A 21118-nucleotide genomic window follows, 5' to 3' on the forward strand; every position below is an offset into this window, starting at 1 on the left:
CCAAGAGGGGGCCCGTCATGGCCGATAGCGCGCGACCCTCCTGGGTCGACGACAGCCTGTTCCCGTTCAAGAGCCGCTTCGTTGATATCGACGGGCACACCGTGCATTACGTCGACGAGGGTTCGGGTCCGACTTTGCTGCTCCTGCATGGCAATCCGACCTGGTCGTTCCTCTGGCGCGACGTGATCAGTGCGCTGCGCGACGACTTTCGTTGCGTCGCTCTCGACTATCCGGGCTTCGGGTTGTCGACGCCGAAACCCGGCTACCGATATCTGCCCGAGGAGCACGCCGACGTGGTCACCGGGTTCGTCGACGCGCTCGGCCTCGACGGGGTCACCCTGGTCGGGCAGGACTGGGGCGGCCCGATCGGCTTGGCCGCAGCGCGGCGACGGCCGGATGTCTTCGACCGGCTGGTGCTCGCCAACAGCTGGGCCTGGCCGGTCAACGGGATCCTCCATTTCGAATCCTTCTCCCGCATCGCCGGCGGACCTCCGATCCGTTTCCTGGCCCGGCGGTTCAACCTCGTGGTCAAAGCGTTCGTCCCCCTGGGCCACCGAAGGCGCAAGGTGACCGCGGCCGAGATGACCCACTACCGCCGGGCGATGGACACCCCCGGGCGGCGTCAGGCCTCGGCCGTACTTCCCGGCCGGATGATCGGCAGCCGGGCCTTCTTCACCGAGGTCGAGGCCGGTCTCGCCGACCTCGCCCACCTGCCGACCCTCATCGTGTGGAGTGCCGCCCAAGTCGGGTTCCGCACCCAGGAACGTGAGCGCCTGGAAGCGTCCTTCCCCGAGCACAAGACCGTGATCGTCGAAGGTGCCGGCCTCTACGTGGAGTCCGACGCACCCGAGGAGTTCGTCGCCGCGATCCGCGACTGGACGGCGGCACTGCCCGGGTCGTGACTACCCGTGTGGGCGGAGACCGCCGACGAGGATCGACAGCAACCGCGGCCCTCGCGCGTCGAGCTCGGCGTCGTCCAACCGCGACAACCAGCTGATGAGCACGATGACATCGCGGGCTTCGGCGTCGTCGCGGACACTGCCCGCCGAGCGCCCGGCGGCCAGCAGCAGTTCGATCGCCTCACCGATCGGGCCGAGGCTGTGGGCGGCGAGGTCACGCCACGTCGCCGCCTCGACGGCGGCGAACACGTCACGCTTGACCCTGGCATAGGCGGCTACCCGGTCGAACCACGCCGCCAACGCGTCCAGCGGTTTATGAGCGGCCAGCAGACGCGGAGCCGCGGCGACCAGGTCGTCCACTTCGCGGCGGTACACCTCGACGAGAAGGTCCTCGCGGGTCGGGAAATGCCGGTACAGCGTGCCCTGTCCGATGCCGCAGGCCTTCGCGACCGCGTTGAGCTTCAGCTCCCCTGGTTCCCGCACGAGTTCGTGCGCCGCTCGCAGGATCCGTTCTCGGTTGCGCTGCGCGTCCGCACGCAGCGGACCGCCGCCCTTGACTGAAGCGGACACGTGTCCGCTAGGCTCGCCGGGGTAATCGGACATGTGTCCATTCTAAGCGGAGGATCCCTCGTGACCATTCACGGCAAGGTCGTGGCCATCACCGGCGCCAGCAGCGGGATCGGTGAAGCGACGGCTCGCCACCTCGCCTCACTCGGCGCGGCCGTCGTCGTCGGCGCCCGCCGCACCGACCGGCTGGACCGGCTGGTCGCCGAAATCGAAGCCGCCGGTGGCAAGGCGGCCGCCATCCGCGTGGACGTCACCGATCCCGGCGATCTCAAGGCGCTGGTCGACGTCGCCGTCGAGCGCTTCGGCCGCCTGGACGTCTTGGTGGGCAACGCGGGGATCAGCAAGATCAGCACGATCGCCGACCTGGACGTCGAAGGCTGGTCGGCGATGGTCGACGTGAACGTCAAAGGGATCTTGCACGGCATCGCCGCGGCCCTGCCGGTGTTCCGACGTCAAGGCAGTGGCCACCTCGTCACCGTCGTCTCGACCTCCGGGCTGAAGATCGTCCCCACCCAAGCGGTGTACGCCGGGACGAAGAACGCCGTGCGCACTCTCTTGGAGGGCCTGCGCCAGGAGAGCACCGACGGCGTTCTCCGGACGACGTCGATCTCCCCTGGCTACGTCCGCACCGAGCTCGTCGACAACGCCGTCGAGGATCCGGCCGTGCGCGAACAGGTCCGGCAGAGCATGGCCGATCTCGGGATCGACCCCACGGCGGTGGCGCGGGCGATCGCCTTCGCGATCGACCAGCCCGAGGACATCGAAATCGGGGACCTGACCATTCGACCGGCTCGCCAAGGCTGAGCATTCCGCTTGTCGGCATACGAGGACGTGCGATGCTCGGATCATGTCCGTCCGCAGCGATGACCTTCCTGTGCTCATTATCGACGGAGCCTGCTTCTCCGACTTCGACGGATTCACCCGCGAGTTCTCCCGGCTGCTGAGTCACCACTCCTGGCGCGGGAACCTGGACGCCTTCAACGACCTGCTCCGAGGTGGCTTCGGAACGCCGGAGAACGGATGGGTCCTGCGCTGGGTCAACTCCGAGTCGTCCCGGTCCGCACTCGGTCACGCCGAGACGGCCCGACAGCTGGAACGACTCGTTCTCACCTGTCACCCGTCGAACCGTCCTGGCATCGAGGCCAGAATCGACAACGCGCGGCGCGGGGAAGGACCGACGCTGTTCGACGAAATCGTCGATATCGTCCGTGAACACGGCCCCGGTGGTGACGAGGCGGAGGACGGCGTCGTCCTGGAGTTGTCCTAGGTGACCATGACGCGGCACCGGGGAGGCTGCACGGTGACTGCCGAATTGCGTGACCTGACCGTCCACATCGACACCGGCCGGTGGAGTGAGACTGTTCTCGACGCGGTCGACCTTGCCTTGCCAGAAGGCCGGATCACCGCTCTCCTGGGCGAATCCGGGTCCGGCAAAATCCATGATCGCCGACGAACCCGCCGCCTCTCTGGACACAGGCCTCGCGTACGAGGTGCGGCGCGCCCTGCGCGAGTACGCGAACTCCGGTCCCGCGGTACTCGCCATCACGCAGAAGCTGCCCTTGCTGACCGCCACCGGCGTCGCCGACAGCATGGTGTTCCTGCGCAACGCGCCGGATTACCGTCGCCGGGCCCACGACCGAGATCCGCTGTCTCACCGATCCGTACGTACAAGGCTTCTTCCACGAGTTCGGGCGATAGCCCCATCGGCATGAACTGCAGATGGATGACTCTAACTTTCCGATTCTCTCGCCCAGTCGAACGGAGGAGGTGTGCCCGGTGTTATCACGAAGTTCCCGGGGTAGGTGGCACCGCAGACTCCGCACTGCGCACGAAGATCGTTCATCCGGGTCCACGGGCTGCCGTGCTCGTCCGGAATCGCGGGCATCGAATAGCCGTTTTGCACTGTGACCAGCGACGGCCACCGCGGATCGCAACGACATCCTTTTCGCTTCAGCCGCCTGATGGCCATCCCCGCCCCCTTGCCGACAGTCGCCGCCACGGCGCGTTCCTGGAGCGTATTGCGGGATAAGGCAAAGGGGTCGTTGGGGTGCCCGGGAACTCGCCGCCGAAGCTGACCCCAGGACGCGGGGTGCAGTCAAGGACGCGACCTCAGCGGCATGACCGGACAGCCACTCGGTGGACCGGGCGAGTGCAGGGTGAGTGTCTCGGTCCTCGCGACGGTTTTCGCTTGGCGTCCTGTTATCCGGCCGCGCGTCCATAGGCTGCGGGTACGGCTGAACACGGCAACGCTTGATCGAACGTGACGAGCCCGGACGCCTGGTCTCGTCCCGGGAATGGCCGGGCTTCTCCGCGTCTTCTGTGTGGACGGCGTGAGGCTGCCTGGTTGTCGTGGCTCATCTCGGTCGCGTCTGTTCGGTCCGTTCCGCGGCGAGCACGGCGTCCACCAGGCCTGGGTAGAGCTCGTCGAGGTCCTCGCGGCGTAGCGACAGGTACCGTTCCCGGCCACGCACCCGGGTGTATGTCCAGCCGGCCTGGCGCAGGATCCGGCAGTGGTAGCTGCCGGTGGCCCGGGTCACCGGCAGGTTCATCTCCGCGGCCGTCACTTCACCGCGTTCGGCCAGTACCGCGAGCATGTGCCTGCGGATCGGGTCGGCCGTGGCCTGCAGTACGGCGTCGAGCCTGATCTCGTCGATGTCCGGCTGATCCGCGTCCGCTGCGGCCGCGCGGTGCGCCCCTGTGTCCCGCGTCATTTAGAGAACCTTCTAACTATTTGATACTGTCGCGACAGTTCGATAATCCTCTACCAATGCCTGCGTGGCAAGCGAAGGGAGCGGCATGTCCACATCCGGTCAGCTGCGTGTCCTGTTCCGTCTCTGGGTGACCCGCGAGTTCTACGCCGCCCCGGCTGACGAGCAGACCCGGGTCATCGAGGCGCTCCCGCCGGCGTTCGACCGGCTCGGCGAACGCTTCGGCATCACCGTGCTCGGAACCCTCGACGAGGACCTCCTCCAGGTCGGCACCGGCGCGCGTGAGCCCGTCTCCTATGTCCTCGCCGACGCACCCGACCTGACCGCCGTGCAGGCCGTCTGCGGGATCGTGCGCACCGAGCGGGTCGACGGGTTCCCGCTGTGGCGCTACCTCGAGATCGACGCGCGCATCGGCCACGACCTGTTCTTCGCCACCCACTAGCACCGGGAACACCACATGAACATCCTCGACCTCTCCGGCAGGACGGCCATGGTCACCGGGGCCGCCCACGGCCTCGGTGCCGCCATCGCCGACGCCCTGCACACCCACGGCGCGCAGGTGGCACTGCTCGACCACGACGCACCGGCCAACCGCGACACCGCCGCACATCTCGGCTCCCGCGCGGTCGCGATCACTGCGGACCTGGCCGACCTCGACCGGCTCGACAACGCCTGCGCCGAGGCCGTACAGCAGCTCGGACCGGTCGACATCCTCGTCAACAACGCCGCCATGGCGCCCATGCGCGGACTATGGGACATCGACCCCACCGAATGGGACGCCGTATTCGCGGTCAACGTCCGCGCCGCCTTCTTCCTCACCCGCACCATCGCCGCAGGCATGCGAGCACGCGGGTTCGGCCGCATCGTCAACATCGCCTCACTGTCCGGCCAGCAAGCCCGCCCCACCGGCGCACACTACGGCGTGTCCAAAGCCGCGCTGATCGCCATGACCCGCAGCTTCGCCAGTGAACTCGCGCCCGATGGCGTCACCGTGAACGCCGTCGCACCCGGCATGATCGAAACCCCCATGGTGCACACCATCGGCACGGACAAGAAGGCGGAACTCACCGCCCAGATCCCGGTCGGACGCATCGCAGCGCCCGCCGAGATCGCCGGGCTCGTCGCCTACCTGGCCTCCGACGCCGCGGGCTTCATCACCGGCGCCACCTACGACATCAACGGCGGCGTTCTCATGCGCTGACCCGCCACGCGAGGTGAAGCAGGACCACGAGGCACTCGCGTCTCACCGAAAGAGACTCACCGTCGACCGTCGGGATGTGGTCCGTACCGAGGGCCGTGGCACCTGCGCGCAGGGTCCCGGTCAGAGGTCGATGATGAGCTTCAGGACCAGCTCTGAGGCGTTGCGCATGAAGTTGTGCGTGGTGTCCCAGGCATGCACGGTGACTTGTTCGTCGGCGCGTGCTTTCGCCGTCACCGTCGCGAGCGGGGATTCGCCAGGCCACGCTGTTGCTTCGACATAGTGCTTGACAGGTACGCGGCGCCACGCCCCCGTGAGTTTCGAGGCTTGCATCAGTGTGGCCAGCGGGTGCGGGCGTGCACGCTTATCGAAAAACGGCAGGGGATCAACGAAAGCTCCGGTACGGGCCGACCCGTCGACGTACCAGGAATGTTCCTCGTCGTTGGTCATCGACCAGCTGGAATCCCCATTTTCGGGCATCAGAGCGTCCAAATAGACCAGTGCTCGGATTCGGTCGCATTCGGCGTCCGCGACACCGCTGATGATGCTTCCGCCGTAGCTATGGCCGACGAGGACTGCATCGCGCTCGCCGTCCGCCTCCGCCGGAACTGCCCGCAGTGCCTGGATGGCCTGGTGCACATGGTCGTCCAGGGTGATCACCCGTGATGGCGGGTTCGCGTCCGGATCCAGGCCCAAGGGAGTGAGCGCGATGACCGTGTGCCCGGCCTCCTTGAGAGCAGGGACCACGGGGTCGTACCACCAGCCGCCGTGCCAGGCGCCGGGTACAAGCAGATAAGTGGTCACGGGTGGATCTCCTTCCGGCGCGGGCCAGCGATCATGATAGACACGCTGCCAGTACGCGCGTCCGTACCGGACACTCAGCCAAGCGAATTCTCGGATAACCGCGGGGCCGGCCCACGCGCCTTCGGACGGCATGACACCCAGCATCCCTTGCCGCCGAGAACCTCAAATTCCGTGACGCTCGCTCAGCGGCAGAAGAGTGCGTCGGTGTCTCCAGTCCACTATGGACGGTGCAGGTGTCGGGCAGGAGGCGGCCAGCCCGTCGGAGACCACCAGCTCAGGGACGGACCCGATACTGGCTCTTCCCTGAGCCGACCGTGACGCGGAATTGGGCGCTGGCCAGCCATCGGGGTCAGCGCACGGTGATGACCAGTTTGCCTGTGGTGTGGCCGGTCTCTCCAAGGGCGTGAGCCTGGGCGCCTTCGGCGAGGGGGAAGGTGCCGGAGACGTGCGCACGGAGCTTTCCCCGGTCAGCGAGTCCGGCGACAGCGCGGATTCCGGCCTGGTCGTGCTCGACGAGCAGGATGACGGCACGGACCTGCGCCTTCTCCGCGGCGGCCTGGGTGTCTTCGGCGTACGGCGCCAGGGACACCAGGACCCCGCCGGGGCGGAGCACGCCCACCGAACGGGTCGCGGTTGCCCCGCCGAAGGCGTCGAGGACGACGTCGTACCGTTGTTCGGTGTCGGTGAAGTCCTCGGTGCGGTAGTCGATGCAGGCATCCACGCCGATCTCGCGCAGGAAGTCATGTTTGGCGGCACTCGCGGTCCCGGTGACATGCGCGCCGCGCTCCTTGGCGATCTGCACCGCGAGATGACCGACACCGCCGGCCGCGGCGTGGATCAGCACCCGTTGCCCCGCCCGCAAGTCCGCGGTGTCGACGAGAGCCTGCCAGGCGGTGAGCGCGGCCAGCGGCAGAGCGGCCGCCTGGACGTGGTCGATCCCGGCGGGCTTGGCCGCGAAGGCGCGGGTGGGACCGGTCACGTACTCCGCGTGGGAACCGGCGCCGAAGGGGTAAGGCAGCATGCCGAACACCTCGTCACCGGGCCGGAACAGGGTGACGCCGACGCCGGTCTCCACCACGGTGCCGGAGACGTCCCACCCCAGGGTCATCGGCGGTGGCGGCAGGAAAATGCGGTGAGCGCGGTGTTTGAAGTCCGTGGGGTTGAGTCCGGCCGCGTGCACGGCGACCAGGATCTCTCCCGGGCCGGGCGCGGGCCGCGCGAGTTCGGTCAGCCGCAGGACGTCGGGGCCACCAAGGTCGGTTTGGCGCAGGGCGAGCATCACCGGGGCGCCCGTGGAGCCGGGGTGTTCGGCGGTTTCGGTCGAGGTCATGTGGTCATCCTGGCCGGACGCCCCGATCCGCGACGATGGCAAGAAGGTCATGTTCCGATATGTTCTTGCCATGCCCTCCGACTCTGCCGTCCCTCGCGCCGCGTCGTCCCGGGCCCGTGACCTCGCCGACCGCGCGACCGAACTCGACCGCCGGATGCGCCACCCTCGGCCGGACGCACACAAGGTCGTCGTCCTTGTCCTCGACGGCGTCTACCCCTTCGAACTCGGTATCCCGCACCGGGTTCTGGGATCAGCCGGTGGCCGCTACGAGGTCCTGTCCGCGAGCGTGGACGGACAGCCCGTACGCACAGACGCGGACCTGACAGTCACTCCCGGACACGGTCCCGAGGTACTGCCCGAGGCGGACACCCTCATCATCCCGCCGTACGCGATCCTCCCGGCCGCGTCCCCGGACCCGCGAGCCGTCGCAGCCCTGTCCCGTGTGCGCCCCGGCACCCGTCTGGTGTCCATCTGCACCGGTGCCTTCCTGCTGGCCGCCGCTGGTCTGCTGGACGGGCGGCGGGCCACCACCCACTGGGCGCTGGCCGACTACTTCCAGGAACTGTTCCCGCAGGTCGAGCTCGATGCCGGCGTGCTGTTCGTCGACCACGGCGACGTGCTGACCTCGGCCGGGGCGGCGAGCGGGGTCGACGTCTGCCTGCACCTGGTGCGCCAGGACCACGGCAGCGAGGTGGCCAACCAGGTCGCCCGCCAGTGCGTCATGCCGCCGTACCGAGACGGCGGTCAGGCGCAGTACATCGAAACGCCTGTGCCGTCGGCGAGCACGACCGGCACCGGGCCGACGCGTGACTGGGCGCTGCAGCGCCTCGAATCGCCGCTGTCGCTGGACGAACTGGCCACCCACGCGGCGATGAGCACCCGTACCTTCGCCCGGCGCTTCCGAGAGGAGACCGGCATGAGTCCCGGTCGCTGGCTGACCCAGCACCGGCTGCGGCGGGCGCGGCATCTGCTGGAGTCCAGCGACCTGCCGGTGGATCGAGTCGCCCACGAGGTCGGCTTCGCCACCGCCACTTCGCTCCGTCGACATCTGGCGGCGGAGGCGGGGGTCGCCCCGTCGACCTACCGGCGCACCTTCCGCGCGTCGGAGCCGGTTCCGGACGCGACCGGGTAAGACCAAGACAAGGAATTCGATGTCGAGATCCGTGCTGTGGACTTTCGGGACGCTCGCCGTGGGCGGGCTCGTGTTCTGGCTGGTGTTGGCCCTGGACATCCCCTACCAAAGCACCGCTACGCCGGAGACCACCTCGGCCACCACGTCAGGGACCACGCCGGATCCGCCGCTCAGGTCGGCTCCTCCGGCGGATGTGTCCGCGTGGGTCACCGACATCCGGCCGGGCCCGGACGACCACAGTGCGGTACTGCGCGTCGACCTGCCTGGCTGTGCCGTCGGACCGCGCATCCAGATCACCGAAGCCGATGACAGGATCGACGCCAGCGTCTTGTTCCAGCCCGGGAAAGGCCCGGACTGCAAGCAGGTCCCGACCGACTTCCCGTTGAAGACAACGGCACCGATCGGGAAACGGCCGGTCCTCGTCAACGCCGGGGACGTCTGGGGGCTGACATCCACCGGCTGGAAGAAATGCGACAAGATCCTCGGTTGCGAACCGCCCACCGACCACTGCGACAAGGCATGGGTGGCGCAGGTGGAGTTCGGCGCGGAGGCCGAGCACCCGGGCACGACACGGGCGTGCGACCAGAACTGGCTGATCCACGACCTGCAGCGGCACAGCGGCCAGGCCCCGACCCGGGTCGTCTACCGCTGGGCTGACAACGGCTGGACGAGCTTCGCCTCGGCGAAGGACGGCGGCTGTAGCGAAATCCTGGCCGTCGAGCCGGCATTCCCCACCCACCTCTGTCAAAATCTCACCCCTCCGTCGTGAAGACCCGGATCCCCATTTACGGCCGAGTTTCCTTTGACGCCAACGTGACGCATCCGGACGTCGGCGAGTCAGCGCGCGAGGTGCTCGCCCCAGCTCGGCCGCACAGCCCGCACCGTCCCGATGTGGCGGGAACGGTCGATCAGGTGCGTGATGTCCGCGTAGGGATCGGCGTCGAGCAACAGCGCGTCGGCGACGGATCCGACGGTGATGGTCGCCTGCCGACCGATCTTCTCGGCCGAATGCCGGGTACCGGCCGCCAGGACCGCGGGCAGCGGCAGCCCGGCCTTTGCCAGCAAGTGCAGTTCTCGCAAGAGGGCGACGGGTGGCGAGGGCATCAACAGGGCGACGTCGCTTCCCGCGCTGATCCTCACTCCCGCGTCGTGCATCAGTCCCAGCGTGCGCATCGCGTAGTCGAAACGGATGTGGGAGTCCTGCGCGGAATGCCGGGGGAACTCGCTCCCGCAGATCGGGCGGGCGGTGATCTCCGGAATGTCGTCGTGCGTGGCGAAACCATCGTCGACCAGCTGGTGCAAACAGCCGATGTCGCCGTTGTGCGCGAGCTGTTCCCAGGTGACCAGGGTCGGGCAGTAACAGGTGTTCGTTTCCGCCAGTAGCGCGGCGACGTCGCGGGCCTCCGCGGTACTGCCGGGGTCCTGCGGCTGGAAAGCGTGTTCGATGCCGTCCGCGCCCGCCGCCACCGCCTCCTCCAGATCGCCGCGTTCGTGGACGTGCACGAGTACCTTTTTGTCCTTCTCGTGCGCGGCCGCGACAATGGCTTTGAGAGCGTCGAAAGGCAGCTTGTCCGGAGCGCCGGGCTCGCCGTCGTAAATGCACTTGATGAAGTCGACCTGATCGGCCGGCTCCAGCGCTTGACGATAGGCGACGTCGGCATCGTCGATCTGGCGGGCGATGGGGGCGCGCTTCGGATCGGCCAGGATCGGCCAGCCCTTCACACCGGTGAACACCGCCCGGCGAAGAACAACCGGGCAGCGGAGTCGGTGGCCTTGTTCCGGTAGTCGCGGGCGGCCAGCTCCATCTCCAGTGGACCGCCGAGGTCGACGACCGTGGTCACCCCGACCTCCAGGAAGTCGGCGAGCAGCCGGGAAACGTACTTCGCTCGCTCGTTCTCGGGCTTGAACATGGCGAACCCGCCCAGATGAGTATGGCTCTCCCACAGACCCGGCACCAGATAGCCACCTCTCCCGTCGAGCACAGGAGTGCCATCGGTCACCGGCCGCGCGTCGGACGCCGAACGGATGGCACTGAACCGTCCGTCGGTCACCACCACTTCGGCATCGGCGATCGGGGCGGACCCAGCCCGTCGACGACGGTCCGGCGTGACGCTCCCCAGGTTCGACTCCGCGCCCGCCGCGCTGATCGACATCGCCTCGCGCGCGATGTCCCGGATCAACGACCGGCGACTGCGACCACTGGGGCTGATCTTCGCGCAAATGCCCGTGTTGGCGGCATAGAGCAAGGCCGACGCGCTCTCCCAGAAGGAGCTGGCCCGGATCGAGCAGCCGTCCATGGCGCAACTGCTCGCCCGGATGGACCGCGACGGCCTCGTCCGGCGAACCCCCGCCGAGCACGATCGACGGGTCAGCCTGATCTCGCTGACCGAGTCCGGACGGGCAAAGCTCACGCAGGTGCACTCGGCGTTGTTCGAGACCAACGATCAGGCACTGCAAGGCTTCAGCGCCGACGACGTCGCTCTCCTTTTGGACCTGCTGAGAAGACTTGTCGCCAATCTCGACGAGGCGGATGGTCCCGCATCCACCGAGGACCAGGCGCCCGACCATCGGTCGTGACCTGACGGCGAACCGTCTCCAGGTGACGAAGCAACGCCCACCGCTATATATCGGCTTGTGATATATATGGACTCATGGCGGATCGAAGTATGTCCGAGCAGACGTTCCTGGTGCTGATCGCGCTGGCGGACGAGCCGCGGCATGGCTATGGAGTCGTCCAGCGGGTGCAGGAGCTGTCCGAGGAGCGGGTGCGCCTGCGGGTCGGCACGCTCTACGGCGTGCTGGACCGGCTGGTCGCCGACGGCTGGGCCGAGCACGACCGGGAGGAGATCCACCAGGGCAGGCTCCGGCGCTACTACCGGTTGACCGGGGCGGGCAACGCGGCGCTGGCCGATCAGACCCGCAGGCTGGCCGCGAACGTCGAGGCCGCCAGCACGGTGTTGCGGGCCCGCGGCCAGTGGCCGCGGGCGGCGGAGCTGCGGGCATGATCGGCGCCGAGGCCCAGTACCGCACGCTGGTGCGGGTACTCCCGGTCTGGTACCGCGCCGAACGCGGCGACGAGATGGTCGGCACCTTGCTCGACCTGCACGGAGAGCGGGCGCGCGCGGCACTGTGGAGCGAGCTTTGGGCCCTGCTGGCCTTGGGTGTGCGGACGCGGCTCGCGGGCCGGGCGGCACCCGCCCGCACGGTCGCGCTGGGTGACCTGACGCGGGTGGGTGTGCTCCTCGGCCTGCTCTGGGGCGTGCTCAGATCCGCGGGCTACGCGGGCGACCGGTTCTGGCTCGTGCTCGCGCATCCCGGCGGGGACCTGTCCCCGTTCATGCACTCCGCACTGAGGTCCGACCTGATCAGGCATCTCGTCCTGCTGGCGGCCGCCCTGGTCCCGCTCGCCCTGCTGGTGGACGGGTGGCGCCGCGCGGCACGGATCGCCGCCGTCGCGATTCTGGCGGCCGGGGCGCTCTGGGGTCTGACCAGGTACTCACTCAGCCTCGGCCCGGATCTGGTCGTGAACTACGCCCCGCAGTGGCTTCCGCTGGTGCTGTTGCTGCTGGCCTTCCATGCCGACGCCCCGCTGCCGCCGGCGCGCCCGTGGTGGTGGGCCATCGGCGGAAGCCTGGTCGCCGCCGTGACAGCCGGGTACCTCTTCGCGGACGACCTCAGCGGGCTCGCCGGGCTGTCCCCGCTCGTCTGGCTGTGCGCGCTCTCGGGTGCCGGATACCTGCTTCTCCGGCGCCGCATCGACCAGCGCGCGGCGGCGTGGACGCTGGCGCTGGCCGTGTGTCTCGCGCTGGTGGTGGCGCAGACCCTGGTGCTGAAGCGCGGGATCATCACTTTCGACCTGCTTACGATCGCCCAAGTCAGCCTGGCCGGGCTGGTCGTGGCGGCTCTGACCGTCACCGGAATCCGTGACTACCGCCGGACCGTCGTGAATCGCTGAGCTTTCTCGGTATCTTTTTCTTCTCACGCAAGGATTTTGTTCTTATGAGCACCATTCCTGTGGCGCCCTCTCACGCCCGATTGCAGTCACTCGATCTACCACGATCGCGGGCGCTCCCGCTCGCGAACGGGCCACGACGAGTGGCCACGGCGGTGTTCGTGGTCGTGTTGCTGCTCGCGGGCTACACCGGCTTCCGATCGCCTTCGGACTGGGCCGTCACGCTCGAATCCGTTTCGCTGACCGACGGGTTTCACCGCCGGTTCCTCGTCGGCACCGTGCTGCGGCCGTTCGCGGCGCTGTTCGGGTACCACTACGTGGTGTACGCCGTCGCGGGCTTCGCCGTGCTGCTGATGGTGCTGACGGCACTGGTGGTCGCGTTCTTCCGCGCTTCTTCGGTGAGCAGGCGATTCCTCGTGATCGGCTGGCTGCTGCTGCCGACCGGCGGCTACCTGTTCCACGAGGTCGGTTACCTCGACCAGGTGGTGTACCTGTTGCTGTTCGCCGCTTTGTGGGCACTGCACCGCAACCGGCCGCTATCCGCCGGCGCCTTGCTGGCGGCTTCCGTGCTGACGCACGAAATCGCGTTGCTCACGGTGGTTCCGGTCTTCGGCTTCGTGGCACTGTGGAAGCTCCCCTTCCGGAAAGCCTGCGCGGTGCTCGCGCCGTCCGTGGCCGCCGGGCTGGTGGTACTGGCGGTGCCGCCTGCCGAGGCGGGTGCGGTGCAGAAGTTCCAGCAGGTACTGGCGAACGCGGGTTTCCCTTACCGCGCCGACGCGCTCGAACTGTTCGACCGCACCCAGGCGCAGAGCTGGCAGCTCTACTCGATCACCGGCGTCCTGCTCTACCTGCTGCCGATCCTGCTGGTGGTGGTGGCCGGTTTCCTGATGCTGCACCGGCCTTCGGCGGCGACCCTGCTGTCGCTCGCCGCGGTGGTGGCGCCGGTGCTGCTGGCCTTCGGCGGATGGGACGAGGCACGCTGGGGATTCCTGCTCATCACGAACTTCGTCCTCGTACTGTGGCTCCGGTTGGGCAGCCGGGAACTCGACCTGCCGCGATTCGGTGCGCTGGCCGTGATCCTGCTGATCCTCACCCACCCGCCGATGCCCTACTTCGACGGCTACCGGCCCCGCGACGTCACGCTGGTGGGCCCTCCGCACGCCGGCGGGAACGTCAGCTGATGAAACCCGCCGACTTGAGCCAGTCGCGGGCGACCGTGGCGGCCTTCTGGCCGTCGACGCTGACCTTCTTGTTCAGGTCCGTGAGCGTCGCGGTGTCGAGCTTCGCGGCGATCGGCGCGAAGACCTGTTCCAGCTGCGGGTATTTCTGAGCGATCGGCGTGGCGATCGTGATCGCGGGGTTGTAGGTCGGGAAGAAGTGCTTGTCGTCTTCGAGAACGGTGAGGTTCTGCGCGGCCACGCGTCCGTCGGTGGAGGCGACCGAGCCGAAGCCGCACGGATCCCCCTTGCCGATGCTCGGGTAGACGACGGCGTCGTTGAGCAGGTGCACCTGCGGGTCGGGCAGGGTGAACCCGTAGGTCTTCGCCAGGCCGGGGAACCCGTCGTCCCGGCTCTTGAACTCCGGGCCCATACAGGTCGCGGCCGCGGCCGGATCCCGCTTCACCAGGGCCGCGTAGTCGGACAGCGTCTTGACGCCGGTCCGGGCCACTGTCGCCGGGTTCCCGGCGAGGGCGTAGGTGTCGTTGGCCGGCGAGCGTGCCCACCAGGTGACGCCGTTGGCGGTGTCGGCCTGTTTGACCGCTTCGTACTGCGCCTGCGGATCACTGATCGGCTTGGTCTGGTTGAGGTAGCTGATCCAGGCGGTGCCGGTGTATTCCCAGTACAGGTCGACAGCGCCGCTGGTGAGTGCCTGTCGGACGTTGCTCGAGCCGGTGATGTTGGTCTTGTCCTCCGGGCTCGCCCCGGCCGCCTGCAGTGCGACGAGGGCGATCTGGCCGAGCAGCAGCTGCTCGTCGAACTCCTTGGAGCTGACGCGGATCTTAGCGCCGTTCAGCGCGTCGATCTTCTGGATGGATCCCGCGCCCACCTGGGCGCCGGTCTCGTCCTTGCCGATCGTGCAGCCTGCCGCGAGCGCCGTTGTCACGACGAGCGCGAGCACGGCGGCGGTCGTGCGCTGGAGCATCCGCATGGGTTGGTCCTCCTTGAAGTCGGTCGAGCTACATGCCGCGCGGGTGCAGGACCTCCTCGGCGACCAGCCCCAGCCAGTCGACGAAGAGCGCCAGTGCGGCGACGATGATGCCGAAGGTCAGGCTCAGGATCGGGCGGTACAGCCCGATCCCGGCGACGAGCCCGCCGCCGAGACCGCCGGCGCCGACGAACGTCGCCAGCGTCGCGCTCGCGACGGTGAGCACCAGCGCGGTCCGGACACCGGCGAGAATCACCGGGACGGCCAGCGGCAGTTCGATCCGCCACAGGATGGCCGCCTTGCCCATGCCCATGCCGCGCGCGGCGTCGACGAGGGTCGGGTCGACACCGTCGAGCCCGACGATCGTGTTGCGCAGCACCGGCAAGGTCGCGTAGACGACGAGCGCCGCCACCGCCGTCGCGGTGCCCGTGCCGATCCAGAGCGCGAGCAGCACGACGAGCCCGATCGACGGGATCGCCTGGCCGAGGTTGCCCAGCCCCAGGCCGATGGGCCGGGCCCAGCGGGCGCCGGCGCGGGTGAGCAGGATGCCGAGCGGGAGGGCGATGGCGATGGTGCACACCGTCGAGATCAGGGTGAGCCGCAGGTGCGCGCTCAGTTCGGTGAAGATCTCGCCGGGGTTGAGAAAGCGCTGTTCGATCGAGTCGAGCGGTTGCGCACGCACGATCAGGAAGAGCGCCAGTAAGGCGAGGGCCAGCAGGACCGGGCGCACCAGCAGGCCGAGCCGTCGTCGGCGAGGCCGCGCGGGCACCGTCGTGTCCGGCCCGGGCGCCTCCACCGCGTCAGGGATCGCGGGCGCGGGCGCCTCTTCGGTGGGTCTGAGCGCCGCGACGAGACGCGGCACGTCGTACACCCCCTGCGCGGTGCCGTCCTCGGTGACCACGACCGCGGTGCTGCCGGTCCGCACCATCACGTCCAGCACGTCCCGCAGGGTGTCATCGGGGCGGACAGAAGGCAGGCCGTCCGGCTCGGCCGACGGCTGGAGGTCCAGGTCACCCACCCGGATCAGCGCGAGCCGTTTCAGGTTTCGCTTCGAGCCGACGAAGCTCGCGACGTAGTCGTCCGCCGGCGCGGCGAGGATCGCCTGGGGCGTGTCGTACTGAGCGATCACCGACCGCGGCCGCAGCACGGCGATCCGGTCGCCGACCTTCAGCGCCTCGTCGAAGTCGTGCGTGACGAACACGATCGTCTTGCGTACTTCCCCTTGCAGACGAAGGAATTCGTCCTGCAACCGGGCGCGCGTGATCGGGTCGGTGGAGCCGAACGGCTCGTCCATCAGCATGACCGGCGGGTCCGCGGCCATCGCCCGCGCCACCCCGACGCGCTGCTGCTGACCGCCGGAAAGCTCACGCGGGTACCGGACGCCGTGCTCGCGGGTCAGGCCGACGACGTCGAGCAACTCGCGCACACGGTCGGAGACGCGGCGTCGAGTCCACCCGAGCAGCCGTGGCACCACGCCGATGTTGGCGTCCACTCGCAGGTGCGGGAAGAGCCCGATCTGCTGGATGACGTAGCCGGTGTTGCGCCGGTGTTCGTCGAGGTCGAGCGCCGACACGTCGGTGCCGCCGATCGTGACGACGCCCGCGGTGGGCTCGACGAGCCGGTTGATCATCCGCATGGTCGTCGTCTTCCCGCACCCCGACGGCCCGGTCAGCACGACGATTTCGCCCGCGGGGATGCGCATCGTCAGGCTTTCGACCGCCGGTACCGCTCGTCCGGGGTAGAGCTTGCCGACGTCCCGCAGCTCGATCGTCTCACCGCCCTTTCCGGCCACTCCCCCCGGCGCAGCCGAAGCCGGCGCTCTCAGGGCACGGGGACGTCGCCGGGTGGTCAGCTTGCCGACCACCACGAAGGCCAGGTCGAACAGCAGCGCCAGCACCATGATCCCGAGCGTTCCGGTGAGTACCTGGTTCAGCGAGTTGACCGAGCCGAACCGGCCGAGCCCGTCGAAGATCTCGTTGCCGAGGCCGGGGCCTTTGACATAGGCGCCGATGGCCGCGATCCCGATCGTGATCTGCGTCGAGACCCGGATACCGGACAGAATCACCGGCCAGGCGAGCGGCAGCCGCACGCGGAACAGCAGCCGCGTGCGGCCGAACCCCATCCCGCGTGCCGCGTCCACCACGGCCGGGTCGACGCCACGCAGCCCGACGATCGTGTTGCGCGTGATCGGCAGAAGCGCGTAGAGCACCAGTGCGAACAGGACATTCGTCAGCCCCAGCCCGAACGGGCCGATCAGGATGCCCAGCAGCGCGATCGACGGGATGGTCAGGAACGCCGCCGTCGTCGTGGTCGCCATCGCGCCGAGCCACTGCCGCCGGTAGGTGAGCAGGCCGATCGTCATGCCGACCAGCACGGCCAGCGCCATCGCCGCCAGGGTGAGATCCACGTGCAGGATCGCGTCGTTCACGACGTCGATCCAGTTCTCTCGGAGGTACTCCCACAGGCTCAGGGCGCCGCTCCTCGACATCGCAGGGCAGAAAACAACCGATCAGGCCGGGTTCGGCCGGGTCTCAGCCCAACACGTCCGCGGGGCTCCTGTCCACAGCCCGGCGTAAACCGCACGTGAGCGGCCGGTCACCTTCGGCCGAATCACGCCGTGATCGCCAGAGTGGCTTTCAGGACGTCGATGCCGACCGGGGTGCAGTGGGTGTCCAGGTCGGCGATCCGCCAAGTGCGGGCCAGCAGGGCTTCGAGGGCGATGCGGACTTCCATCCGGGCGAGATGGGCGCCCAGGCAGAAGTGGATGCCGTGCCCGAAGGACAGGTGAGGGTTGGGTGTCCGGCCGGGATCGAAGGTGTGCGGGTCGGTGAAGGCCCCGGGGTCACGGTTGGCCGCCGTGATCATCGCGACGACTCTCTGGCCCGGTTGGAGTTCCCGACCGCCGAGGGTGGTGGGCCGGGTGACGAACCGGTCCGTCCCGCCCGTGGGCGGCAAGTAGCGGAGGACCTCCTCGACGGCCGAGCGGACGTCGCCCGGTTTCGGTTGGGCGGCAAGGCAAAGGACGGCGTTCACGAGCAGGGTCTTGGTCGTCTCGTGGCCGTTGATCAGCAGCAACGCGCAGAAGTCGATCAGCTCGCGCTCGGTGAGATCCGACGCCATCAGGGTCGCGATGATGCCGGCCGGGCGTTCGAACTCTTCTCGGAAGTAGTCGCCCATTTCCGTCAGTGCCTCGTGGAAAGCGGTCCGGCGGGACTCGTCTTCGGTGAACCTGCCGAAGTACGACGTGATGGCTTCGGTCCACCGGACGAAATCGGGCCACCGCGACGGCCGCACGCCGAGCAGGCCCGCGATCGTGTGCACCGACAACGGGTTGGCCAGCTCTCCGATCAGGCCGAAACTCGGCCCGGCCGCAGCGAGCAGGGCGTCGACCCTCGCCGTGATCGACGGCTCCAGCGCCGACACGGCCCGGGGAGTGAAGACCCGGCTCACGATCCGGCGCAACACATGGTGCCGGGGCGGATCGATCGCCTGCAGTCCTCGCAACAACGGGTTCGAGCCGTGCGGGACCGGCCGGGCGCTGTAGCGCAGCTCGTCGGAGGAGAACACCTCGTGCTCGGTGAGCACTCTGTCCACGTCCGCGTACCGGGTGACCACCCAGCCGCCGAAGGGCTCGGCGAACCGCACCGGACCCACCTCTTGTCTGTGGAAAGCGAAGATCTCCTCAAGGGACATCCGCACAGAGTGCTATCCGGCCGCGGCTTGGAAGAAACGAACACACGACGCCCAGTCCGGGACCGAAGACGACCGGGCCAGCGCCATCGCCCGATGCAACCGGACGACTCGCGCGTAGGCCTTGGGGCTCAACCCGACGGCCACCAGGAATCGCCGCCGCAACTGCCGCTCGGACAACCCGGCCGCGACCGCACCTCCGTCAACGGCTCGGTCAGGCTCCCGGTTCTGGCTTCCGTCTCCGGCCCGGCCAACCACAGCGACCCGTCCGCGAACACGAGCAGGTCCACGGACGGCTACGGCAACGCGGGCGGTAGTTCCCCGCTGCGCCGCCACACCCGGCTGACGCGGTCAGCCAGGTCGGCGGGTACGAGGTGGGTGTGGACGGGAGAGACGCTCATAGGCCATCACCACCACTCCGGCATGCGGCCAAGGGCGCCTGATCGGCGAAGCGGTCACATCCTATTTCCGTGGCCGAAGCGCTCACTCCACCAGTTCGGTCCGCACGGACCGCCACTGCTCCCAGCATCGCTCAGGGTCGAGGTCGGTGTAGCCGCGCTGTTCAGCCATCGCCTCGGACAGAGACTTCGGCGAGCGGATACATGTTGCCCCGTCACGGATTTCGATGACCTCCTCCTCCGTGAGGGGTCCTCCCTTCGAGCGCTCCGCGGCCAGCAGCAGCGCGATCAAAGGCGGCACGAATTCGATGACGAGGTCGTCTTCCCCAGCCCTGTCCATGTCCGGATGCTAGACGTCCCGGGGTGGTTGCCGGGTCTCGGGCGCCCAGCCTCTCGGGATGATCCGCGCCAGTTCGTCCAAGTGGGATCTGGCTTCCTGCGCGCGTGCGGTGTCGGCGGTGTCGAACAGCCTCTCGAGTTCGAGGAGTGCGGCTTCCGCGAGTTGCGTGGGCGACCCCGACTCGTCGGAGCTCGCCCATTGCTCACCCCACAGAGCCGACCCTTCCTGGCTGATCGCCGACCGGAAGATCATTTGCTCCACCGTGTCCACGGTCAGGTCGAGCTTCTCCGACCACGACCCCAGCAACGCGACATACTTTTCGTAGACGGCCGGCCGCCATGCGTCGATGTCCAGGCGCAGGCCTGCGTGAGTGGCGAGCCAGCGACGGACGACGGCGTCCAGGATCGGGGCGCCGGCGTCGGCGGGAGCCAGCGCGGTGGTGACGAACCGGAGATACTTGGTACCGAAGGCGACACCGAGATACCGCAGCGGCCGGGCCGCCAGATCGTGGAACGCGGCGACACCGCCGCGATCTCGAGCGACGAGGGCCACCTCCGCCAGCCGATCGACCGCGTGCGGGTTCTCGGCCAGCACGCGCGCGGTGCGCCAGGCGCCGTAGCCGACCGATCCGTATCCCCAGATCATCGCGACCAGGAAGGCCCCTTCGGCGCCCTCCGGTGTAGTGGCGCGCTCGGCGTACCGCGTCGCTTCGGCCCGATCGATGTGCTCCGGCAGGGCGTCGAGGAACGAATGATGCTCCGGTAACCGCTTGAGCCAGGAACCGCGGGACCAGCGGGAAGCCGGCTGCGACGGTTCGCCGTGGTCCCGCCATCGCCGGACGGCATGGGTCAACGCGGACGGTATCGGCGTCTCACACGGTTCGGCTGTCACACGTTCCTCCTGGCAAAGAGGGTCGGCCTAGGCGAGGTCGGCCGGCCTCGTCCGCAGCTTGGCGGCGATCCGGGCCAGCGCCTGCTGATCCTCGGCGGTCAAGGGGTCGAGCACGAGGTCCCGCACGGACCGGACGTGCGTGGGTGCCGCGGCCACCACCACGTCGTAACCGTCGTCGGTGAGCGCAGCGAGAGTGTACCGGCCGTCGTCGGGGTCGGGCGAGCGCTCCACCCACCCCCGCTGCTCGAAGCGTTTGACCACATTGGACAGACGCGAGAGCGAACCGTTGGCGAGATAGGCCAGCTCGCTCATCCGCAGACGCCGTTCCGGAGCCTCCGAAATATGACTGAGGGTCAGGTATTCGAACAGTGTCAGCCCCGCGTCGTGCTGCAGTGGCGACTCCAGCTTCCCCGGCAGCAGGAGGACCAGCGAGACCAGCCCGGTCCAAGCCTCCTTTTCGGCAGGGTTCAGCCACAACGCGTCGTCCTGGTCGGAGGTGGCCATGGCGGAACCTTACCCAGGATCGCGCAACTTCACACGTGAAGTCATTCCGTGCTACGTTGACTTCAAGGATGAAGTCAACGAAAGGATCCACCATGACCGAGCCGGAGTTCTTCGCCACCCCCGGATACGGCGACCGGCAGCTGGCCGAGATGCGCTACAGCCAAGCGGTGCGCGTCGGCGATCGCGTCGAGATCTCGGGACAGGGCGGCTGGGACGACGACCTCACCTTCCCGGAATCACTGGAGGACGAGATCGTCCGGGCCTTCGAGAACGTCGAACGGACCCTCGCCACCGCGGGCGCCACCTGGCGCGACGTCATCGCCGTGAACTCGTACCACGTCCCGGAATCCCCCGGTTTCATCGGCGAGACCCACAACCGAGTCATGGTCGAACAGTTCCGCGAGCACCTGGGCGACCGGGCGCCGATCTGGACCGAGATCGGCGTTCCCGCCCTCGGCGCCCCGAAGATGCGAGTGGAGATCCGGGTCACCGCGATCGCCGATCCCGCCCGCGTGTGAACCCCGTCCTCCTTGGGTACTCCCCCACTGCGCCCATGCTCT

26 protein-coding genes are annotated in these 21118 nt (G+C 68.5%); 13 read left to right on the plus strand and 13 right to left on the minus strand.

All coding sequences use genetic code 11. From position 1 onward, the window contains the following. Nucleotides 1–17: 17 nt before the first annotated feature. On the plus strand, nucleotides 18–902 hold the full coding sequence (locus BKN51_RS15915) for an alpha/beta fold hydrolase (RefSeq protein WP_101608412.1): 885 nt from the start codon (nucleotides 18–20) through the stop codon (nucleotides 900–902). Here BKN51_RS15915 and BKN51_RS15920 read toward each other — a convergent pair whose 3' ends face one another. Continuing rightward, a complete protein-coding gene (locus BKN51_RS15920) occupies nucleotides 903–1502 on the minus strand; it encodes a TetR/AcrR family transcriptional regulator (protein ID WP_101608413.1) in 600 nt (199 codons plus the stop codon). Between the two features lie 27 nt (nucleotides 1503–1529). Here BKN51_RS15920 and BKN51_RS15925 point away from each other — a divergent pair, with 27 nt between their 5' ends. The 3 genes from BKN51_RS15925 (at nucleotide 1530) to BKN51_RS43990 (ending at nucleotide 3178) form a co-directional block, all read left to right on the plus strand. Then, nucleotides 1530–2270 carry an SDR family oxidoreductase gene (locus BKN51_RS15925; protein ID WP_168214334.1) on the plus strand — a complete coding sequence of 247 codons (741 nt, stop codon included), beginning with the start codon at nucleotides 1530–1532 and terminating at the stop codon, nucleotides 2268–2270. A gap of 43 nt (nucleotides 2271–2313) precedes the next feature. Further along, on the plus strand, nucleotides 2314–2733 hold the full coding sequence (locus tag BKN51_RS15930) for a barstar family protein (protein ID WP_101608414.1): 420 nt from the start codon (nucleotides 2314–2316) through the stop codon (nucleotides 2731–2733). 172 nt (nucleotides 2734–2905) lie between these two features. Continuing rightward, nucleotides 2906–3178 carry an ATP-binding cassette domain-containing protein gene (locus BKN51_RS43990; RefSeq protein ID WP_199192980.1) on the plus strand — a complete coding sequence of 91 codons (273 nt, stop codon included), beginning with the start codon at nucleotides 2906–2908 and terminating at the stop codon, nucleotides 3176–3178. A gap of 642 nt (nucleotides 3179–3820) precedes the next feature. On the opposite strand, the gene BKN51_RS15940 is transcribed toward BKN51_RS43990, so the two are convergent. Next, nucleotides 3821–4177 (minus strand): ArsR/SmtB family transcription factor, encoded by a 357-nt coding sequence (locus BKN51_RS15940; RefSeq protein WP_101608415.1) that lies wholly within the window; start codon nucleotides 4175–4177, stop codon nucleotides 3821–3823. A gap of 85 nt (nucleotides 4178–4262) precedes the next feature. Here BKN51_RS15940 and BKN51_RS15945 point away from each other — a divergent pair, with 85 nt between their 5' ends. Together BKN51_RS15945 and BKN51_RS15950 are read left to right on the plus strand one after the other, a co-directional pair. Continuing rightward, nucleotides 4263–4616, plus strand: coding sequence for a hypothetical protein (locus BKN51_RS15945; RefSeq protein ID WP_101608416.1), 354 nt, complete (start codon nucleotides 4263–4265; stop codon nucleotides 4614–4616). 15 nt (nucleotides 4617–4631) lie between these two features. Beyond that, nucleotides 4632–5375 carry an SDR family NAD(P)-dependent oxidoreductase gene (locus BKN51_RS15950; RefSeq protein WP_101608417.1) on the plus strand — a complete coding sequence of 248 codons (744 nt, stop codon included), beginning with the start codon at nucleotides 4632–4634 and terminating at the stop codon, nucleotides 5373–5375. 120 nt (nucleotides 5376–5495) lie between these two features. On the opposite strand, the gene BKN51_RS15955 is transcribed toward BKN51_RS15950, so the two are convergent. Together BKN51_RS15955 and BKN51_RS15960 are read right to left on the minus strand one after the other, a co-directional pair. Then, nucleotides 5496–6176, minus strand: a complete 681-nt coding sequence (locus tag BKN51_RS15955) for an alpha/beta hydrolase (protein ID WP_158255762.1) — start codon at nucleotides 6174–6176, stop codon at nucleotides 5496–5498. A gap of 349 nt (nucleotides 6177–6525) precedes the next feature. Beyond that, nucleotides 6526–7455 carry an NADP-dependent oxidoreductase gene (locus BKN51_RS15960; RefSeq protein ID WP_199193020.1) on the minus strand — a complete coding sequence of 310 codons (930 nt, stop codon included), beginning with the start codon at nucleotides 7453–7455 and terminating at the stop codon, nucleotides 6526–6528. A gap of 121 nt (nucleotides 7456–7576) precedes the next feature. On the opposite strand from BKN51_RS15960, the gene BKN51_RS15965 reads away from it, so the two are divergent. Both BKN51_RS15965 and BKN51_RS15970 read left to right on the plus strand, forming a co-directional pair. Then, nucleotides 7577–8638 carry a GlxA family transcriptional regulator gene (locus BKN51_RS15965; RefSeq protein ID WP_101608419.1) on the plus strand — a complete coding sequence of 354 codons (1062 nt, stop codon included), beginning with the start codon at nucleotides 7577–7579 and terminating at the stop codon, nucleotides 8636–8638. A gap of 19 nt (nucleotides 8639–8657) precedes the next feature. After that, a complete protein-coding gene (locus BKN51_RS15970) occupies nucleotides 8658–9407 on the plus strand; it encodes a hypothetical protein (protein WP_101608420.1) in 750 nt (249 codons plus the stop codon). Between the two features lie 68 nt (nucleotides 9408–9475). Here the strand turns inward: BKN51_RS15970 and BKN51_RS43080 are convergent, their stop codons facing one another. Next, nucleotides 9476–10372 (minus strand): amidohydrolase family protein, encoded by an 897-nt coding sequence (locus BKN51_RS43080; protein ID WP_158306852.1) that lies wholly within the window; start codon nucleotides 10370–10372, stop codon nucleotides 9476–9478. Beyond that, the gene (locus BKN51_RS43995) at nucleotides 10357–10935 is read right to left on the minus strand and encodes a hypothetical protein (RefSeq protein WP_199192978.1); all 579 of its coding nucleotides are present in this window, start codon (nucleotides 10933–10935) and stop codon (nucleotides 10357–10359) included. Before BKN51_RS43995 ends, BKN51_RS43080 begins: the two co-directional genes overlap by 16 nt. Between BKN51_RS43995 and BKN51_RS44000 the strand changes: the two genes are divergently transcribed. The 4 genes from BKN51_RS44000 (at nucleotide 10934) to BKN51_RS15995 (ending at nucleotide 13771) form a co-directional block, all read left to right on the plus strand. Then, entirely contained in the window at nucleotides 10934–11215 is a 282-nt protein-coding gene (locus BKN51_RS44000; RefSeq protein ID WP_199192976.1) for a MarR family winged helix-turn-helix transcriptional regulator, read from the plus strand. The genes BKN51_RS43995 and BKN51_RS44000 overlap by 2 nt on opposite strands. Before the next feature lie 89 nt (nucleotides 11216–11304). Continuing rightward, a complete protein-coding gene (locus tag BKN51_RS15985; RefSeq protein WP_101608421.1) occupies nucleotides 11305–11643 on the plus strand; it encodes a PadR family transcriptional regulator in 339 nt (112 codons plus the stop codon). Continuing rightward, nucleotides 11640–12593, plus strand: a complete 954-nt coding sequence (locus BKN51_RS15990) for a hypothetical protein (protein WP_101613245.1) — start codon at nucleotides 11640–11642, stop codon at nucleotides 12591–12593. The genes BKN51_RS15985 and BKN51_RS15990 overlap by 4 nt, the downstream gene beginning before the upstream one ends. A 140-nt stretch (nucleotides 12594–12733) precedes the next feature. Next, nucleotides 12734–13771 (plus strand): hypothetical protein, encoded by a 1038-nt coding sequence (locus BKN51_RS15995; protein ID WP_101608422.1) that lies wholly within the window; start codon nucleotides 12734–12736, stop codon nucleotides 13769–13771. On the opposite strand, the gene BKN51_RS16000 is transcribed toward BKN51_RS15995, so the two are convergent. The 7 genes from BKN51_RS16000 to BKN51_RS16025 all read right to left on the minus strand — a co-directional run bounded on the left by BKN51_RS16000 (nucleotide 13764) and on the right by BKN51_RS16025 (nucleotide 20558). Further along, nucleotides 13764–14738, minus strand: a complete 975-nt coding sequence (locus BKN51_RS16000) for a glycine betaine ABC transporter substrate-binding protein (protein ID WP_101608423.1) — start codon at nucleotides 14736–14738, stop codon at nucleotides 13764–13766. The two genes, BKN51_RS15995 and BKN51_RS16000, sit on opposite strands and share 8 nt — an antisense overlap. A 28-nt stretch (nucleotides 14739–14766) precedes the next feature. Continuing rightward, the gene (locus BKN51_RS44950) at nucleotides 14767–17223 is read right to left on the minus strand and encodes an ABC transporter permease subunit (protein ID WP_101608424.1); all 2457 of its coding nucleotides are present in this window, start codon (nucleotides 17221–17223) and stop codon (nucleotides 14767–14769) included. 122 nt (nucleotides 17224–17345) lie between these two features. Beyond that, nucleotides 17346–18428 (minus strand): cytochrome P450, encoded by a 1083-nt coding sequence (locus tag BKN51_RS16010; RefSeq protein WP_101608425.1) that lies wholly within the window; start codon nucleotides 18426–18428, stop codon nucleotides 17346–17348. A 12-nt stretch (nucleotides 18429–18440) separates the two neighbouring features. Next, the gene (locus BKN51_RS44955) at nucleotides 18441–18761 is read right to left on the minus strand and encodes a helix-turn-helix domain-containing protein (RefSeq protein ID WP_146044324.1); all 321 of its coding nucleotides are present in this window, start codon (nucleotides 18759–18761) and stop codon (nucleotides 18441–18443) included. Between the two features lie 147 nt (nucleotides 18762–18908). After that, nucleotides 18909–19163 (minus strand): hypothetical protein, encoded by a 255-nt coding sequence (locus BKN51_RS16015; protein ID WP_101608426.1) that lies wholly within the window; start codon nucleotides 19161–19163, stop codon nucleotides 18909–18911. A 9-nt stretch (nucleotides 19164–19172) separates the two neighbouring features. Further along, the gene (locus BKN51_RS16020) at nucleotides 19173–20054 is read right to left on the minus strand and encodes an 8-oxoguanine DNA glycosylase OGG fold protein (protein ID WP_101608427.1); all 882 of its coding nucleotides are present in this window, start codon (nucleotides 20052–20054) and stop codon (nucleotides 19173–19175) included. A 27-nt stretch (nucleotides 20055–20081) separates the two neighbouring features. Next, nucleotides 20082–20558, minus strand: a complete 477-nt coding sequence (locus tag BKN51_RS16025) for a MarR family winged helix-turn-helix transcriptional regulator (RefSeq protein ID WP_101608428.1) — start codon at nucleotides 20556–20558, stop codon at nucleotides 20082–20084. 92 nt (nucleotides 20559–20650) lie between these two features. On the opposite strand from BKN51_RS16025, the gene BKN51_RS16030 reads away from it, so the two are divergent. Then, nucleotides 20651–21076 carry a Rid family hydrolase gene (locus tag BKN51_RS16030; RefSeq protein WP_101608429.1) on the plus strand — a complete coding sequence of 142 codons (426 nt, stop codon included), beginning with the start codon at nucleotides 20651–20653 and terminating at the stop codon, nucleotides 21074–21076. Nucleotides 21077–21118 lie beyond the last annotated feature (42 nt).

Origin of the sequence: Amycolatopsis sp. BJA-103, assembly GCF_002849735.1 — a bacterium.
GTDB lineage: Bacteria > Actinomycetota > Actinomycetes > Mycobacteriales > Pseudonocardiaceae > Amycolatopsis.